This window comes from Candidatus Frankia alpina, from assembly GCF_902806485.1.
Lineage (GTDB): Bacteria > Actinomycetota > Actinomycetes > Frankiales > Frankiaceae > Frankia > Frankia alpina.
Genome location: NZ_CADCWT010000004.1, coordinates 58,675 through 72,699 on the forward strand (window position 1 = coordinate 58,675; position 14,025 = coordinate 72,699).

Consider the following 14,025-nt stretch of genomic DNA (forward strand, 5'->3'; position numbering starts at 1 on the left):
GCTTCCTTACCAGACGTAGGCGAGGACTTCCCCGCCCACGCCCCGCTTGCCCGCCTGCTTGTCGGTCAGCAGCCCCGACGAGGTGGAGATGATCGCGACACCCAGTCCCCCAAGCACCTTGGGGAGGTTCGTCGCCTTGGCGTAGACCCGCAGGCCCGGCTTGCTGATGCGCTTGATCCCGGCGATCGAACGCTCACGGTTCGGGCCGTACTTCAGATCGATGACCAGAGAGTGGCCGACGCCGCCAGCCGAGGTCGCGTCCTCGACGTGCCAGCTGGAGATGTAGCCCTCCTGCTGGAGGATCTCCGCAACGTGCGTCTTGATCTTGCTGTGAGGCATCACCACTTGGTCGTGGTAGGCCCGGCTGGCGTTGCGAACACGCGTCAGCATGTCCGCAATCGGGTCGGTCATCGTCATTGACTTGACGCCTTTCTCGCGGCGGTTCCCGTCGACGCCGGGGCGGATGCCCAGGCGGCCATGGTCCAGGCCTGCCGCGATCGGGTGGAGGTGCGGGGGCGGCGCGGTCTACCAGGAGCTCTTGGTGATGCCGGGCAGCTCGCCGCGGTGCGCCATCTGCCGCAGGCAGATCCGGCAGAGTCCGAACACCCGGTAAACCGAGCGGGACCGGCCGCAGCGCTGGCAGCGGGTGTAACCGCGCACCGCGTACTTCGGCTTGCGGTTCGACTTCTCGATCAGTGCCTTCTTGGCCATCTGTCTAGTTCTCCCGGAAGGGGAAGCCCAGCGCCCGCAGGAGCGCCCGGCCCTCGTCGTCGGTGGTCGCGGTGGTGACGACCGTGATGTCCATGCCCCGAACCCGGTCGATCCGGTCGATGTCGATCTCATGGAAGATCGACTGCTCGATCACGCCGAAGGTGTAGTTACCCGAACCGTCGAACTGCTTCGGGGACAGCCCACGGAAGTCACGGATGCGTGGTAGCGCGATGGAGACCAGGCGGTCGAGAAACTCCCACATCCGGTCGCCGCGCAGGGTCACCTTCGCCCCGATCGGCATCCCCTCGCGCAGCTTGAACTGGGCGATGGACTTCTTCGCCCGCCGCACGGCCGGCTTCTGACCGGTGATCGCGGCCAGGTCGCGCACGGCGCCGTCGATGAGCTTCGCGTCCCGGGCGGCGTCCCCGACGCCCATGTTGACGACGACCTTCACGACACCGGGGATCTGCATGACGTTGCGGTAGGAGAACTCCTCCCGCAGCCCCGGGGCAATCTCGTCGCGGTACCGCTGCTTGAGCCGTGGGACCGGGCGAGCACCGGTGGTCCGGTCTTCGGTGGTCACAGTCATTTGATCTCTATTCCCAACTGCTCGACTGCTCGCTCGGCCTACAGCTCGGCGCCGGTGCGCCGGGAGATGCGGACCTTGGTGCCGTCCTCGTTGATGCGGTACCCGATCCTGGTGGGCCGTCCGTCCGACGGATCGACGATCATCACGTTGCTCACGTGGATCGGCGCCTCCTGGGTGACGATCCCGCCGGACTGGGAGCCACGCGCGCTCTGCTCGGCGCGGGTGTGCCGCGTGATCCGGTTCGCGCCCTCGACGAGGACGTTGTTCTTCTCGGGATAGGCCCGGATGACCTTCCCCTTCAGGCCACGGTCCTTGCCAGTGATGATCTGGACCGTGTCACCCTTCTTGATCTTCAAAGCGGCCACGGTCACAGCACCTCCGGCGCCAGCGAGATGATCTTCATGAACTTCTTGTCACGCAGCTCCCGGCCGACCGGCCCGAAGATGCGAGTGCCCCGGGGTTCGCCACCGTCCCGGATGAGCACCGCCGCGTTCTCGTCGAAACGGATGTAGGAGCCGTCCGGCCGCCGACGCTCCTTGGTGGTGCGCACCACGACCGCCTTGACCACGTCACCGCGCTTCACTCCGGCGCCGGGCAGGGCATCCTTGACCGTGCCGACGATGATGTCGCCGATCCCCGCGTAACGACGCCCAGAGCCGCCAAGCACCCGGATGCAGAGAATTTCCCGCGCTCCGGTGTTGTCGGCGACCCGAAGTCGCGACTCCTGCTGAATCACTTTCCGCTCCTGATCACCCGGTACTACCGATCAACCGGTACTGCATCGGACCCGGTCACCCGGGTGCCAGGGCTGGCTAGCCCCCGGGGCTGCCTCGCCCCGAAACTATTTGGCCTTCTCCAGAACCTGGACGACTCGCCACCGCTTGGTGGCCGACAGCGGCCGGGTCTCCATCAGCAGCACGCGGTCGCCGACACCGGTGGTGCCGTGCTCGTCGTGCGCCTTGACCTTCTTCGTCCGGCGGATCGTCTTGCCGTACAGCGGGTGCTGCACACGATCCTCGACCGCGACCACGACGGTCTTGGTCATCTTGTCGCTGACCACGAGGCCCTCTCGGACCTTGCGGAAGCCGCGGTCGGTGTCCGCCACGCCGGTGTTCTGCGAAGCCTCCTGGGAGGCCGTCTCGTCTGCCACTGCCCTCACGCCCGTTCCGACTGCGTCGCGTCATCGTCCGCCGCGCCGGCGACCAGCGCCGGATCACCGGTGATACCCAGCTCCCGTTCGCGCATCACCGTGTAGATCCGGGCGATGTCACGCCGTACGGCCCGCAGCCGCCGGTTGTTGGACAGCTGCCCGGTCGCCGCCTGGAACCGGAGGTTGAACAGCTCCTCCTTGCCCTCACGGAGCTTGTCGACGAGCTCGTCGACAGACAGGCTCCGCAGCTCGTCCGCGGTAGCGACAGCCATCACGCACCACCTTCACGAACCACGAAACGGCACTTCATCGGCAGCTTGTGGATCGCGCGCCGCATCGCCTCCCGGGCCACGGGCTCCGCGACTCCGGACAGCTCGAACAACACCCGGCCCGGCTTGACGTTCGCGACCCACCACTCGGGCGAGCCCTTACCGGAACCCATCCGAGTCTCGGCGGGCTTCTTGGTCAACGGCCGGTCCGGATAGATGTTGATCCAGACCTTGCCACCACGGCGGATATGGCGGGTCATCGCGATACGCGCCGACTCGATCTGCCGGTTCGTCACGTACGCCGACTCCAGGGCCTGGATCCCGTACTCACCGAACGTGACTCGGGTTCCGCCCTTGGCCGCACCGGTCCGCCTGGGGTGGTGCTGCTTGCGGTGCGCGACCTTCCGGGGAATCAGCATGATCTATTCCTCCGCCTTCTCCGGAGTGCCCGTCGTCGCGGCGGCGGCCGGCGTGGCGGCCGACTCGGCCGCGGCGGTGGCGGGCGCGGTCGGCTTGGCCACCGGGGCCTTCGACGACGCGGCCTCGGGCGCGGTGTTCTCAGGTGCGGTGTTCTCAGGTGCGGTGTTCTCAGGTGCGGTGTTCTCGGGTGCGGCCTCGGTTGGCAGCCCAGTCTCAGGTGCCGGCGCAGTCTCAGGTGTCGGCGCGTTCCCGCCGCGACCCCGGCGCTCGCTGCGCGCCGCGGCGCGACCGGCGTCGGTACCGCCCTGGGTGGTGCCGGACGAGCCGGAACGCGGCCCGCGGCGCGGGCGGTCCCGACGGGTCTGCCGCTGCAGGGCCTCCTGCGCCTCGCGCTCGGCCCGGCTCTGGACGATGTCGCCCTTGTAGATCCAGACCTTCACGCCGATGCGGCCGAAGTTCGTCCGAGCCTCGTAGAAGCCGTAGTCGATATCCGCACGCAGAGTGTGCAGCGGAACTCGACCCTCGCGGTAGAACTCCGAACGGCTCATCTCGGCGCCGCCCAGGCGACCCGAGCACTGCACCCGGATGCCCTTCGCGCCGCCCTTCATCGCGGTCTGCATCGCCTTGCGCATCGCGCGGCGGAAGCTGACCCGGCTGGAGAGCTGCTCGGCCACGCCCTGGGCGACGAGCTGCGCGTCGACCTCGGGGTTCTTGACCTCGAGGATGTTCAGCTGCACCTGCTTGCCGGTGAGCTTCTCCAGGTCGCCACGGATGCGGTCCGCCTCGGCGCCTCGGCGGCCGATGACGATGCCCGGGCGGGCGGTGTGGATGTCCACCCGCAGCCGTCCCTGGGTCCGCTCGATGTCGACCCGGCTGATACCGGCCCGCTCCATGCCCCGCGACATCATCTTGCGGATCTTCACGTCCTCGCCGACGTACGCCTTGTACTGCTTGTCGGCGTACCAGCGGGACGTGAATTCCGAAGTGATGCCAAGCCGGAACCCGTGCGGGTTGACCTTCTGCCCCACTACCGGGCCCTCCTTGTCGTCTTCGCGCCCCGGCCGGTCGTGGAGACCGGCTCCCGGCTCTCCACCACGACGGTGATGTGGCTGGTGCGCTTGCGGATTCGGTAGGCCCGGCCCTGAGCGCGGGGTCGGATGCGCTTGAGCGTCGGCCCCTCGTCCACGTAGACCTCGCCGACCCACAGGGTCTCAGGGTCGAGGCGGTGGTTGTTCTCGGCGTTCGCCGCCGCGCTGGCGACGACCTTGTACACGTCCTCGCTCGCCGCCTGCGCGGCGAACCGGAGGATGTCCAACGCCTCGCTGACCGAACGGCCGCGCACCAGGTCGACGACCCGGCGGGCCTTCATCGGCGAGACCCGCACGTAGCGGGCCGACGCCTTGGCGCCCGGCAGGCCGGCTCGGGTCAGGCCCTCGACGAGATCGTCAGCCACGACGCGACCTCCGGTCCTCCTTGACGTGGCCGCGGAACGTCCTGGTCGAGGCAAACTCGCCGAGCTTGTGCCCGACCATGCCCTCGGTGATGAAGACCGGGACGTGCTTGCGGCCATCGTGCACGGCGATCGTGTGCCCCAGCATGTCGGGGATCACGGTGGAGCGCCGCGACCAGGTCTTGATGACGTGCTTGGTGCCCTTCGAGTTCTGCACGTCCACCTTCTTGAGCAGGTGGTCGTCGACGAACGGGCCCTTCTTCAGACTGCGTGGCATTGTTGTGTCTCCTCCTTCCTGCTCAGATCCGGTGGGTACGGGAGGTACGGGGGGCGGACGACGGGCTCACGGGGGCCGGGGTCCGGGTGCGTGAGGTCACTACCGCCGCCTGTTCTGCTTGCGACGACGCACGATGAGCGCGTCGGACGACTTCTTCTGGACCCGGGTCCGGCCCTCCGGACGACCCTTCGGGTTGACCGGGTGACGACCACCGGAGGTCTTGCCCTCACCACCACCGTGCGGGTGGTCGACCGGGTTCATGGCGACACCACGCACGGTGGGCCGACGGCCCTTCCAGCGCATCCGGCCAGCCTTGCCCCAGTTGATGTTGCTCTGCTCGGCGTTGCCGACCTCGCCGACGGTGGCGCGGCAGCGGACGTCCACGTTGCGGATCTCGCCCGAGGGCATCCGCAACTGGGCGTAGGGGCCGTCCTTTGCGACGAGCTGCACGCTGACGCCGGCGCTACGGGCGATCTTCGCGCCGCCGCCGGGACGCAGCTCGATGGCGTGCACCACGGTGCCGGTCGGGATGTTGCGCAGCGGCAGGGCGTTACCGGGCTTGATGTCGGCGCCCACCCCGGAGCTGACCTGGTCACCCTGCTTGAGCTTCACCGGGGCGATGATGTAGCGCTTCTCGCCGTCGGCGTAGTGCAGCAGCGCGATGCGGGCCGTGCGGTTCGGGTCGTACTCGATGTGCGCGACCTTCGCCGGCACGCCGTCCTTGTCTCGCCGGAAGTCGATGATCCGGTAGGCCCGCTTGTGGCCGCCGCCCTGGTGCCGGGTGGTGATCCGGCCGTGGACGTTGCGCCCGCCCTTGGAGTGCAGCGGACGGACCAGCGACTTCTCCGGGTGATCACGGGTGATCTCGACGAAGTCGGCCACGCTCGCGCCACGACGCCCCGGCGTCGTCGGCTTGTACCTACGAATTCCCATGGCTTCCTACCGTCCCTGGCCCGTCGACCCGTGGGCCGCCGCCGCGGCGCGGCGCACGCGCTCAGGCACCGGGGCCTCCGAAGATCTCGATCGTCTGACCGGGCGCCAGGCTGACCAGGGCCCGCTTGGTCGCGGACCGTTGCCCCCAGCCGTGCTTGGTCCGCTTGCGCTTGCCCTGCCGGTTGATGGTGTTCACCCGCAGGACGCGCACGTTGAAGATCTGCTGGACCGCGAGCCTGATCTGAGTCTTGTTCGCGTCCGGGTGCACGATAAAGGTGTAGACGTTCTCGTCAAGCAGGCCGTAGCTCTTCTCGGAGACGACCGGCCGCAGGATCACGTCACGCGGATCGGGAATCACTTGTTCTCCTCCGCCCCGGCCGCGGTGGGCGATGCCGGCCGGCTGTCGCGGGTGAGGAACGCGGCCAGCGCTTCCTCGGTGAAGACGACGTCGTCGCTCACCAGCACGTCGTAGGTGTTCAGCTGCCCCGGGTCGAGCAGGTGCACCGCCGCGACGTTGCGCAAGCTCTTCCAGGTCAGCTCGTCACTGCGGCTCGCGACCACCAGCACGCGGCGGGTGTCCGCAACCGTACGCAACGCCGTCACCGCGGCCTTCGTCGACGGTGCATCACCGGAGACCAGCGAGGACACGACGTGGACCCGGCTGTTGCGCGCCCGGTCGGACAGCGCGCCACGCAGCGCGGCGGCCTTCATCTTCTTCGGGGTGCGCTGGTCGTACTTGCGCGGCGTCGGGCCGTGCACCGTGCCACCGCCAGCGAACTGCGGAGCGCGCAGTGAGCCCTGCCGGGCTCGGCCGGTGCCCTTCTGCCGGTACGGCTTGCGGCCGCCGCCGCGAACCTCGCCGCGGGTCTTGGTGTCGTGGGTGCCCTGCCGGGCCGCCGCGAGCTGCGCGACCACGACCTGGTGGATCAGCGGGACGTTCAGCGGCACGTCGAACACGCCACCGGGCAGCTCAACGCTGCCGCCGTCACCGCCGTCAAGCGCGTGCACCGAGACGGTGCGCATGGTGGTGGCATCCGGATCGGATGCGGTCGCCACCCGGCTCATGCCGAGACCTCCTCACCGGCGCCGACCGCCACGGCCGGGGTGATCGCCTCGGGCGCCGGGCGCTTGGCCGCGCTGCGCACGAAGACGAGGCCGCCGTCCGGGCCGGGTATCGCGCCCTTCACCAGCAGAAAGCCACGCTCGGTGTCGACGGCGTGGATGGTCAGGCCCGGCGTGGTGGTGCGCGCGTGGCCCATCCGGCCCGCCATGCGCAGGCCCTTGAAGACACGGCCGGGGGTCGCGCAGCCGCCGACCGAACCCGGCGAGCGGTGCTTGCGCTCGACGCCGTGCCCGGCGCCCAGGCCCTTGAACCCGTGACGCTTCATGACACCGGCGAAGCCCTTGCCCTTGGAGGTTCCGGTGACGTCGACGACGGTCCCCGGAACGAACACCTCGCCGGTGAGCTCCTGGCCGGGCCGATAGTTGGCGGCGTCGGCGGTGCGCAGCTCGACGAGATGGCGCCGCGGCGTCACCCCGCTCGTACCGAAGTGCCCCCGGGCCGGCTTGTTGATCTTGCGCGGGTCGATCTCGCCGTAACCGAGCTGGACGGCGGAGTACCCGTCCGAGTCAGGCGTCTTGACCTGCGTGACGACGTTGGGACCGGCCTTGATGACGGTGACCGGCACGACGCGATTGTTCGCGTCCCATACCTGGGTCATCCCGAGCTTGGTGCCCAGGAGCCCTCTGTAGTTGCGGATGAGCATGACTGCGCCGGCCCCCTCTTACAGCTTGATCTCGATGTCGACGCCGGCGGGGAGGTCGAGCCGCATCAGCGAGTCGACCGTCTTCGGCGTCGGGTCAAGGATGTCGATCAGCCGCTTGTGCGTCCGCATCTCGAAGTGCTCGCGGCTGTCCTTGTACTTGTGCGGCGACCGGATGACGCAGTAGATGTTCTTCTCCGTCGGCAGCGGCACCGGTCCCGCGACCTGCGCACCCGTCCGGGTCACCGTCTCGACGATCTTCCGCGCCGAGCTGTCGATGACCTCGTGGTCATAGGCCTTGAGCCGAATGCGGATCTTCTGTGCCGCCATGGTGGGCTTCGCCTGTCCTGTCTGTCTCGTCCGGCCGGTACCGCTACCGGGTCACCGCCCGTAGATCCGCCCTGCCGGTGGCGCGAGGCCCGCGCCCCGCCGCCGGCGGAGGGAGTCTGCCGGTTACCGCTGTCTCGTGCCGGTCCCGCGTCGATCGATCGACACTGGTGCCGGATTACCTGCCGCGCTGGCAGCCGGTGGTACCGGCAGCCAGGCCGCCCGGGGTGGCGCTCAGTCGCGCCGCCCGGGCAGCAATGTGGGCGGTGGGCCCAGGTGATCCGGACCCACCGCCCACCGGTACTACTTGAGAACCTTCGTGACCTGGCCCGCGCCGACGGTCCGGCCACCCTCGCGGATGGCGAAGCGCAGGCCTTCCTCCATGGCGATCGGCTGAATGAGCTCGACCGTCATCTCGGTGTTGTCGCCCGGCATGACCATCTCGGTGCCCTCGGGGAGGGTCACGACGCCGGTCACGTCGGTGGTGCGGAAGTAGAACTGCGGCCGGTAGTTCTTGAAGAACGGCGTATGGCGGCCGCCTTCGTCCTTGTCCAGGATGTAGACCCGAGCCTCGAACACCGTGTGCGGCGTGATCGTCTTGGGCTTGACGATGACCTGGCCGCGCTCGACGTCCTCACGCTTGATGCCGCGCAGGAGCAGGCCAACGTTGTCGCCGGCACGCCCCTCGTCGAGCAGCTTGCGGAACATCTCGACGCCGGTGACGGTCGTCGTGGTGGTCTCCGGCTTGATGCCGACGATCTCCACGATCTCGTTGACCTTGACGATTCCACGCTCGACACGGCCGGTCACGACGGTGCCACGACCGGTGATCGTGAAGACGTCCTCGATCGGCATGAGGAACGGCCGGTCGATGTCACGCTCCGGCTCGGGGATCGACTCGTCGACCGCGGCCATGAGCTCGAGGAGCTTGGCGCCCCACTCCTTGTCGCCCTCCAGCGCCTTGAGCGCGGAGACGCGGATGACCGGGACGTCGTCACCAGGGAACTCGTACGAGCTCAACAGCTCGCGGACCTCGAGTTCGACGAGCTCAAGGATCTCCTCGTCGTCGACCATGTCGGCCTTGTTCAGCGCGACGACGATGTACGGCACGCCGACCTGACGCGCAAGGAGCACGTGCTCCTTCGTCTGTGGCATCGGACCGTCGGTCGCGGACACCACCAGGATCGCCCCGTCCATCTGGGCGGCACCGGTAATCATGTTCTTGATGTAGTCCGCGTGCCCAGGGCAGTCGACGTGCGCGTAGTGCCGCTTGTCGGTCTGGTACTCGACGTGCGCAATCGAGATCGTGATACCGCGGGCCTTCTCCTCCGGCGCCTTGTCGATCTGGTCGAACGGCGTGAAGGGGTTGAGGTCCGGATGCGCGTCGTGCAGCACCTTGGTGATCGCCGCGGTCAGCGTGGTCTTGCCATGGTCGATGTGACCGATGGTGCCGATGTTGACATGCGGCTTCGTCCGCTCGAACTTCTGCTTCGCCACGGGGTCCCTCCAAGGACGGGTGGTGTCGTGCTGTGTAGTCAGGTTGGGGAGGTGCTCACGCCACGAGGGCGGTCACTCCCCCCGCGCCTTGGCGATGATCTCCTTGGCGACGTTCCCGGGAACCTCGGCGTAGGAGTCGAACTGCATCGAGTAGCTGGCCCGGCCGGACGTCTTGGACCGCAGGTCGCCGACGTAGCCGAACATCTCTGACAGTGGCACCTGGGCCCGCACGATCCGGGAACCGCCGCGCTCCTCCATCGCCTGGATCTGTCCGCGACGGGAGTTCAGGTCGCCGATGACGTCGCCCATGTGGTCCTCGGGCGTAGTGACCTCGACGGCCATCAGCGGCTCGAGAAGCACCGGGTCGGCCTTGCGCGCCGCGTCCTTGAACGCCATCGAACCGGCGATCTTGAAGGCGAGCTCGGACGAGTCCACGTCGTGGTACTGACCGTCCAGGAGGGTGACCTTGACGTCGACCAGCGGGTAGCCGGCCAGCACGCCGAACTCCATGGCCTCCTGGCAGCCGGCGTCGACCGACGGGATGTACTCCCGGGGGATGCGACCGCCGGTGACCTTGTTCTGGAACTCGTAACCACCGCCGTCGCCGCCGGAGGGCTCCAGGTTGATGATCACCCGAGCGTACTGGCCGGAGCCACCCGTCTGCTTCTTGTGGGTGTAGTCGATCTTCTCCACCTTGCGGCGGATGGTCTCCCGGTAGGCCACCTGCGGCTTGCCGACGTTCGCCTCGACGCCGTACTCGCGGCGCATGCGGTCGACCAGCACGTCGAGGTGCAGCTCACCCATGCCGGCGATGATCGTCTGGCCGGTCTCCTCGTCGGTCCGGACCTGGAAGGTCGGGTCCTCCTCGGCGAGCCGCTGGATCGCGGTGCCCAGCTTCTGCTGGTCGGCCTTCGTCTTCGGCTCGATCGCGACGTGGATGACCGGCGCAGGGAAGGTCATCGACTCCAGGATCACCGGCGCGTTCGGGTCGCAGAGAGTGTCCCCGGTGGTGGTGTTCTTCAGCCCCACCACGGCGACGATCTGCCCCGCGCTGACGCTGTCCCGGTCTTCCCGGTGGTTGGCGTGCATCTGCAGGATGCGCCCGATGCGCTCCTTGCGGTCCTTCGTCGAGTTCAGCACCGGCGAACCTCCGGTCAACCTGCCAGAGTACACCCGGATGTAGGTCAGCTTGCCGACGTACGGGTCGCTCATGATCTTGAAGGCGAGCGCCGAGAACGGTGCGTCCTCGCTGGGCTCGCGGCGAACCTCGGCGTCCTCGTCGCTGATGGAGTGGCCGATGGTGGTGCCGATGTCCAGCGGGTTCGGCAGGAAGTCGACGACCGCGTCGAGCATGGGCTGGACGCCCTTGTTCTTGAACGCGGAGCCGCACAGCACCGGGTTGAGCTTGCTGGCGAGAGTGCCGCGCCGAAGGCCGGCCATGAGCTGCTCCACGGAGGGCTCCTCACCCTCGAGGTAGAGCTCCATGAGCTCGTCGTCGTTCTCCGCGACCGTCTCCAGGAGCTTGTCGCGCCATTCCTGCGCGGCCTCCAGGTGGTCCCGCGGGATGTCGACGACGTCGTAGGAAGCGCCCTTGTCCTCGGACTGCCAGAGCAGGCCCTTCATCCGGATCAGGTCGATCACGCCGCGGAAGTCGGACTCCACGCCCCAGGGGAGCTGGATGACGGCCGGCGTCGCATCGAGCCGCTCAAGCATCATTTCGACGCAGCGGTGGAACTCGGCGCCGACGCGATCCATCTTGTTGACGAAGGCGATCCGCGGCACGTTGTACCGGTCTGCCTGCTTCCAGACGGTCTCGCTCTGGGGCTCGACGCCGGCGACGGCGTCGAACACCGCCACAGCGCCGTCGAGAACGCGCAGCGACCGCTCGACCTCGACCGTGAAGTCGACGTGGCCGGGCGTGTCGATGATGTTGATGGTGTGGTCGCGCCAGATACAGGTCGTGGCCGCGGAGGTGATGGTGATCCCCCGCTCCTGCTCCTGCTCCATCCAGTCCATCGTGGCGCCGCCCTCGTGGACCTCACCGATCTTGTAGTTCACACCGGTGTAGAAGAGGATGCGCTCAGTCGTTGTGGTCTTGCCCGCGTCGATGTGGGCCATGATTCCGATATTGCGGGTACCGGCCAGCGAGGAAGGTGCGTCAGATGGCATGTCAAGCTACCAGCGGTAGTGGGCGAAGGCCTTGTTGGACTCCGCCATCTTGTGGGTATCCTCCCGGCGCTTCACGCTCGCGCCGAGGCCGTTGCTCGCGTCGATGAGCTCGTTCATCAGCCGCTCGGTCATCGTCTTCTCGCGACGAGCCCGGGAGTAGCCGACGAGCCAGCGCAGTGCGAGGGTCGTACTGCGACCGGCGCGAACCTCGACCGGCACCTGGTAGGTGGCGCCACCAACCCGGCGGCTGCGCACCTCCAAGGTGGGCTTGACGTTGTCGAGCGCCCGCTTGAGCGTGACGACCGGGTCGTTACCGGTCTTGTTCTTCGCGCCTTCCAGCGCGCCGTACACGATGCGCTCGGCGACTGACTTCTTGCCGCTCATCAGCACCTTGTTCACCAACGCGGTCACCAGCGGCGACCCATACACCGGGTCGACCACGACGGGGTGCTTGGGCGCGGGCCCCTTGCGCGGCATCAGCCCTTCTCCTTCTTCGCGCCGTAGCGGCTACGAGCCTGCTTGCGGTTACGGACGCCCTGCGTGTCGAGAGCGCCACGGACGATCTTGTATCGAACGCCCGGGAGGTCCTTCACACGACCGCCACGAACCAGGACGATCGAGTGCTCCTGCAGGTTGTGGCCGACGCCGGGAATGTAGGCGGTGACCTCGATCCCGCTGTTCAGCCGGACACGCGCCACCTTGCGCAGCGCCGAGTTCGGCTTCTTCGGGGTAGTCGTGTAGACGCGGGTGCACACGCCACGACGCTGAGGGCTTCCCTTAAGTGCCGGGGTCTTGGTCTTCTCGACCTTGTCCTGCCGGCCCTTGCGGACCAGCTGCTGGATCGTGGGCAACGCCGCTCCCGTTCCTGTGACGCCTCGTCATACTGCCTTGGGCAACCAGACCGGTACGCCGGCCTACCTGCTAACTCTTGCGAACCGCACCTAAGCCACCGCAGTGACCTCGACGGGCTTCTCCGACCCACGCGGTCGGGCGTGTCGCGCCGTTTCGTCCGAAGAGGATCGCAAATTCGATTGATCCAACTACGGTGGACAGCGCGCCAGCCCGCCCGGCCGCTTCGCGGAACCGAGCCCGACAGTCGCCGACGGACACCCGAGCGGTGACTTTACGTCAACCTGCCAGGCACCACGGCGCCACATCGAAGTGCAAGACGCACGCCGGAACCACATGGGCTCCGGCCACGGGAACCAACAGTACTCCACGGTTGCGTCACGTGTCGAACGGGGTATCGGCCAACGTCCGACGCAGACACCGCAGCCCCACAAGCCCTCGACCTCGGGCCGCGGGATCAGCGGCTGGTCGCGGCACGACCCCACCGCCAGACCCGGAACTCACTCGCTCAGCTCAAGACCCGATCAAGCCCAGGACTCGATCAAGCCCAAGACCGAACTCGGCGCGGGACCGGCCATAGCCCAGAACCGGACTCGGTGCGGGAAACCGGCCGGCCCGCGTCCTGATCGGCCCGCCGGAGCCGACAATCCACTACCCGCGTTGCGGGGCGGCCGGACTCCGGCGTCAACACCGAAGGCTACGGTCCGGGCACCGGGACCCGCGGACTTCCACGAGCCTGGTCCTGGCACGCTGTACCAGACGCACGATACCGGCATCGGAGGTCCTCGAGGACATGTTTGACGCAGTTGGCGGACAGTCGCTGGCCGCCCCGCCCCCGCGGCCGACCCGGGCGGAGCTACTCGCCGCCTATGACACCGCGGTCCCCGACCTTGTCGCCCCGCGGACCACGGTGCTGCTGTGCGGGATCAACCCGTCCCTGGAGTCCGGGGCGACCGGCTTTCACTTCGGCACGCCGAGCAACCGGCTGTGGCCGGTACTGCACCTCGCCGGGTTCACCCCGCGCCGGTTGCACCCCAGCGAGAGCGGCGAGCTGACCAGTCGCGGCCTCAGCATCACCAACCTGGTCAACCGGTCCACCGCCCGCGCCGACGAGATCAGCGACGACGAGGTGCGGGCGGGCGTCACCCGGCTCACCGAGCTCGTCGAGCGGATCTCGCCCCGCTGGGTGGCCTTCCTCGGCCTCGCCGCCTACCGCGTCGGCTTCGGCCGGCGTCGCGCGCAGGTCGGTCGGCAGCCGGAAACCCTGGGCCCCGCCAGCGTCTGGCTACTGCCCAACCCGAGCGGTCTGAACGCGCACTACCAGCTGCCCGACCTGGTCCGGGTGTACGGCGAGCTGCGCGAGGCCGCCTACGGCGACAGGTGATCGCCCAGTTCCAGCGCCGTCGGTCCGAAACCGTCCTCGCCGCAGTTGCGGCGCGGTTGGCACGGTCCGACTCCGTGAAACCGCGCCGGACGCACCGCAAAATGCGCGACGCACCGGCACCGCAACAGGCCCGGTGAACCTGGGAGCGGTGCGATCCGTCTCTTCCGCAGGGACAAATCGGGCGCCGAACCCTACGGAACGCGACAGCAGGACGGGAAGGCGACTTCTGCGGGGCTG

The 14,025-nt window shown here is 68.2% G+C and carries 20 protein-coding genes and 2 pseudogenes; 2 read left to right on the forward strand and 20 right to left on the reverse strand.

What is annotated here, in order from left to right; all coding sequences use genetic code 11:
• Window positions 1–6 precede the first annotated feature (6 nt).
• From rpsH to rplP, 8 genes are all read right to left on the reverse strand, one after another.
• Window positions 7–417: a 30S ribosomal protein S8 gene (gene rpsH, locus G6R25_RS01405; RefSeq protein WP_163551338.1), complete on the reverse strand. Its 411-nt coding sequence runs from the start codon at window positions 415–417 to the stop codon at window positions 7–9.
• 108 nt (window positions 418–525) lie between these two features.
• Window positions 526–711 carry a type Z 30S ribosomal protein S14 gene (locus G6R25_RS01410; RefSeq protein ID WP_136446645.1) on the reverse strand — a complete coding sequence of 62 codons (186 nt, stop codon included), beginning with the start codon at window positions 709–711 and terminating at the stop codon, window positions 526–528.
• A gap of 4 nt (window positions 712–715) precedes the next feature.
• Window positions 716–1,300, reverse strand: a complete 585-nt coding sequence (rplE, locus tag G6R25_RS01415) for a 50S ribosomal protein L5 (protein ID WP_136446646.1) — start codon at window positions 1,298–1,300, stop codon at window positions 716–718.
• Window positions 1,301–1,338: 38 nt separating this feature from the next.
• Complete coding sequence (gene rplX, locus G6R25_RS01420; protein WP_473246868.1) at window positions 1,339–1,665, reverse strand: 50S ribosomal protein L24; 327 nt, start codon at window positions 1,663–1,665, stop codon at window positions 1,339–1,341.
• A gap of 2 nt (window positions 1,666–1,667) precedes the next feature.
• Window positions 1,668–2,036, reverse strand: coding sequence for a 50S ribosomal protein L14 (rplN, locus tag G6R25_RS01425; RefSeq protein ID WP_136446648.1), 369 nt, complete (start codon window positions 2,034–2,036; stop codon window positions 1,668–1,670).
• A gap of 105 nt (window positions 2,037–2,141) precedes the next feature.
• Window positions 2,142–2,450: a 30S ribosomal protein S17 gene (gene rpsQ / locus G6R25_RS01430; protein WP_205446770.1), complete on the reverse strand. Its 309-nt coding sequence runs from the start codon at window positions 2,448–2,450 to the stop codon at window positions 2,142–2,144.
• 5 nt (window positions 2,451–2,455) lie between these two features.
• Entirely contained in the window at window positions 2,456–2,722 is a 267-nt protein-coding gene (gene rpmC / locus G6R25_RS01435) for a 50S ribosomal protein L29 (RefSeq protein ID WP_205446771.1), read from the reverse strand.
• Window positions 2,722–3,138, reverse strand: a complete 417-nt coding sequence (gene rplP, locus G6R25_RS01440; RefSeq protein WP_163551341.1) for a 50S ribosomal protein L16 — start codon at window positions 3,136–3,138, stop codon at window positions 2,722–2,724. Before rplP ends, rpmC begins: the two co-directional genes overlap by 1 nt.
• Between rplP and G6R25_RS30015 the strand changes: the two are divergent.
• Window positions 3,056–3,301 (forward strand): annotated as a pseudogene (locus G6R25_RS30015) (hypothetical protein); the annotation flags it as partial. The gene rplP and the pseudogene G6R25_RS30015 overlap by 83 nt on opposite strands.
• On the opposite strand, the pseudogene rpsC reads toward G6R25_RS30015, so the two are convergent.
• The 12 genes and pseudogenes from rpsC to rpsL all read right to left on the reverse strand — a co-directional run.
• Window positions 3,190–4,167 (reverse strand): annotated as a pseudogene (gene rpsC, locus G6R25_RS01445) (30S ribosomal protein S3); the annotation flags it as partial. The pseudogenes G6R25_RS30015 and rpsC overlap by 112 nt on opposite strands.
• Entirely contained in the window at window positions 4,167–4,592 is a 426-nt protein-coding gene (gene rplV, locus G6R25_RS01450; protein ID WP_163551343.1) for a 50S ribosomal protein L22, read from the reverse strand. The gene rplV and the pseudogene rpsC, both read right to left, overlap by 1 nt.
• Entirely contained in the window at window positions 4,585–4,866 is a 282-nt protein-coding gene (rpsS, locus tag G6R25_RS01455) for a 30S ribosomal protein S19 (RefSeq protein ID WP_163551344.1), read from the reverse strand. Before rpsS ends, rplV begins: the two co-directional genes overlap by 8 nt.
• Window positions 4,867–4,965: 99 nt before the next feature.
• Window positions 4,966–5,799 (reverse strand): 50S ribosomal protein L2, encoded by an 834-nt coding sequence (gene rplB / locus G6R25_RS01460; protein ID WP_163551345.1) that lies wholly within the window; start codon window positions 5,797–5,799, stop codon window positions 4,966–4,968.
• A 61-nt stretch (window positions 5,800–5,860) separates the two neighbouring features.
• A complete protein-coding gene (gene rplW / locus G6R25_RS01465) occupies window positions 5,861–6,157 on the reverse strand; it encodes a 50S ribosomal protein L23 (protein WP_163551346.1) in 297 nt (98 codons plus the stop codon).
• A complete protein-coding gene (gene rplD, locus G6R25_RS01470; protein WP_163551347.1) occupies window positions 6,154–6,864 on the reverse strand; it encodes a 50S ribosomal protein L4 in 711 nt (236 codons plus the stop codon). Before rplD ends, rplW begins: the two co-directional genes overlap by 4 nt.
• Window positions 6,861–7,565 carry a 50S ribosomal protein L3 gene (gene rplC, locus G6R25_RS01475; RefSeq protein WP_136446414.1) on the reverse strand — a complete coding sequence of 235 codons (705 nt, stop codon included), beginning with the start codon at window positions 7,563–7,565 and terminating at the stop codon, window positions 6,861–6,863. Before rplC ends, rplD begins: the two co-directional genes overlap by 4 nt.
• A gap of 18 nt (window positions 7,566–7,583) precedes the next feature.
• Complete coding sequence (rpsJ, locus tag G6R25_RS01480; RefSeq protein ID WP_007514815.1) at window positions 7,584–7,892, reverse strand: 30S ribosomal protein S10; 309 nt, start codon at window positions 7,890–7,892, stop codon at window positions 7,584–7,586.
• Between the two features lie 300 nt (window positions 7,893–8,192).
• Entirely contained in the window at window positions 8,193–9,386 is a 1,194-nt protein-coding gene (tuf, locus tag G6R25_RS01485) for an elongation factor Tu (RefSeq protein ID WP_163551348.1), read from the reverse strand.
• 72 nt (window positions 9,387–9,458) lie between these two features.
• Entirely contained in the window at window positions 9,459–11,555 is a 2,097-nt protein-coding gene (gene fusA / locus G6R25_RS01490; protein ID WP_163551349.1) for an elongation factor G, read from the reverse strand.
• A gap of 6 nt (window positions 11,556–11,561) precedes the next feature.
• Entirely contained in the window at window positions 11,562–12,032 is a 471-nt protein-coding gene (gene rpsG / locus G6R25_RS01495) for a 30S ribosomal protein S7 (RefSeq protein ID WP_136446411.1), read from the reverse strand.
• Window positions 12,032–12,406, reverse strand: a complete 375-nt coding sequence (rpsL, locus tag G6R25_RS01500; RefSeq protein WP_009740532.1) for a 30S ribosomal protein S12 — start codon at window positions 12,404–12,406, stop codon at window positions 12,032–12,034. The genes rpsG and rpsL overlap by 1 nt, the downstream gene beginning before the upstream one ends.
• A 791-nt stretch (window positions 12,407–13,197) precedes the next feature.
• Here rpsL and mug point away from each other — a divergent pair.
• Window positions 13,198–13,788 (forward strand): G/U mismatch-specific DNA glycosylase, encoded by a 591-nt coding sequence (gene mug, locus G6R25_RS01505; RefSeq protein ID WP_163551350.1) that lies wholly within the window; start codon window positions 13,198–13,200, stop codon window positions 13,786–13,788.
• Window positions 13,789–14,025 lie beyond the last annotated feature (237 nt).

What these genes read in the sequence shown, in the direction of transcription:
- rpsJ (WP_007514815.1), bottom strand. Translation starts at nt 7,892, where the DNA reads ATGGCGGCACAGAAGATCCGCATTCGGCTCAAGGCCTATGACCACGAG.
- rplP (WP_163551341.1), bottom strand. Translation starts at nt 3,138, where the DNA reads ATGCTGATTCCCCGGAAGGTCGCGCACCGCAAGCAGCACCACCCCAGG.
- rplE (WP_136446646.1), bottom strand. Translation starts at nt 1,300, where the DNA reads ATGACTGTGACCACCGAAGACCGGACCACCGGTGCTCGCCCGGTCCCA.
- rpsH (WP_163551338.1), bottom strand. Translation starts at nt 417, where the DNA reads ATGACGATGACCGACCCGATTGCGGACATGCTGACGCGTGTTCGCAAC.
- mug (WP_163551350.1), top strand. Translation starts at nt 13,198, where the DNA reads ATGTTTGACGCAGTTGGCGGACAGTCGCTGGCCGCCCCGCCCCCGCGG.
- rplC (WP_136446414.1), bottom strand. Translation starts at nt 7,565, where the DNA reads ATGCTCATCCGCAACTACAGAGGGCTCCTGGGCACCAAGCTCGGGATG.
- rpsG (WP_136446411.1), bottom strand. Translation starts at nt 12,032, where the DNA reads ATGCCGCGCAAGGGGCCCGCGCCCAAGCACCCCGTCGTGGTCGACCCG.
- fusA (WP_163551349.1), bottom strand. Translation starts at nt 11,555, where the DNA reads ATGCCATCTGACGCACCTTCCTCGCTGGCCGGTACCCGCAATATCGGA.
- rpsS (WP_163551344.1), bottom strand. Translation starts at nt 4,866, where the DNA reads ATGCCACGCAGTCTGAAGAAGGGCCCGTTCGTCGACGACCACCTGCTC.
- G6R25_RS01410 (WP_136446645.1), bottom strand. Translation starts at nt 711, where the DNA reads ATGGCCAAGAAGGCACTGATCGAGAAGTCGAACCGCAAGCCGAAGTAC.
- rplD (WP_163551347.1), bottom strand. Translation starts at nt 6,864, where the DNA reads ATGAGCCGGGTGGCGACCGCATCCGATCCGGATGCCACCACCATGCGC.
- rplB (WP_163551345.1), bottom strand. Translation starts at nt 5,799, where the DNA reads ATGGGAATTCGTAGGTACAAGCCGACGACGCCGGGGCGTCGTGGCGCG.
- rpmC (WP_205446771.1), bottom strand. Translation starts at nt 2,722, where the DNA reads ATGGCTGTCGCTACCGCGGACGAGCTGCGGAGCCTGTCTGTCGACGAG.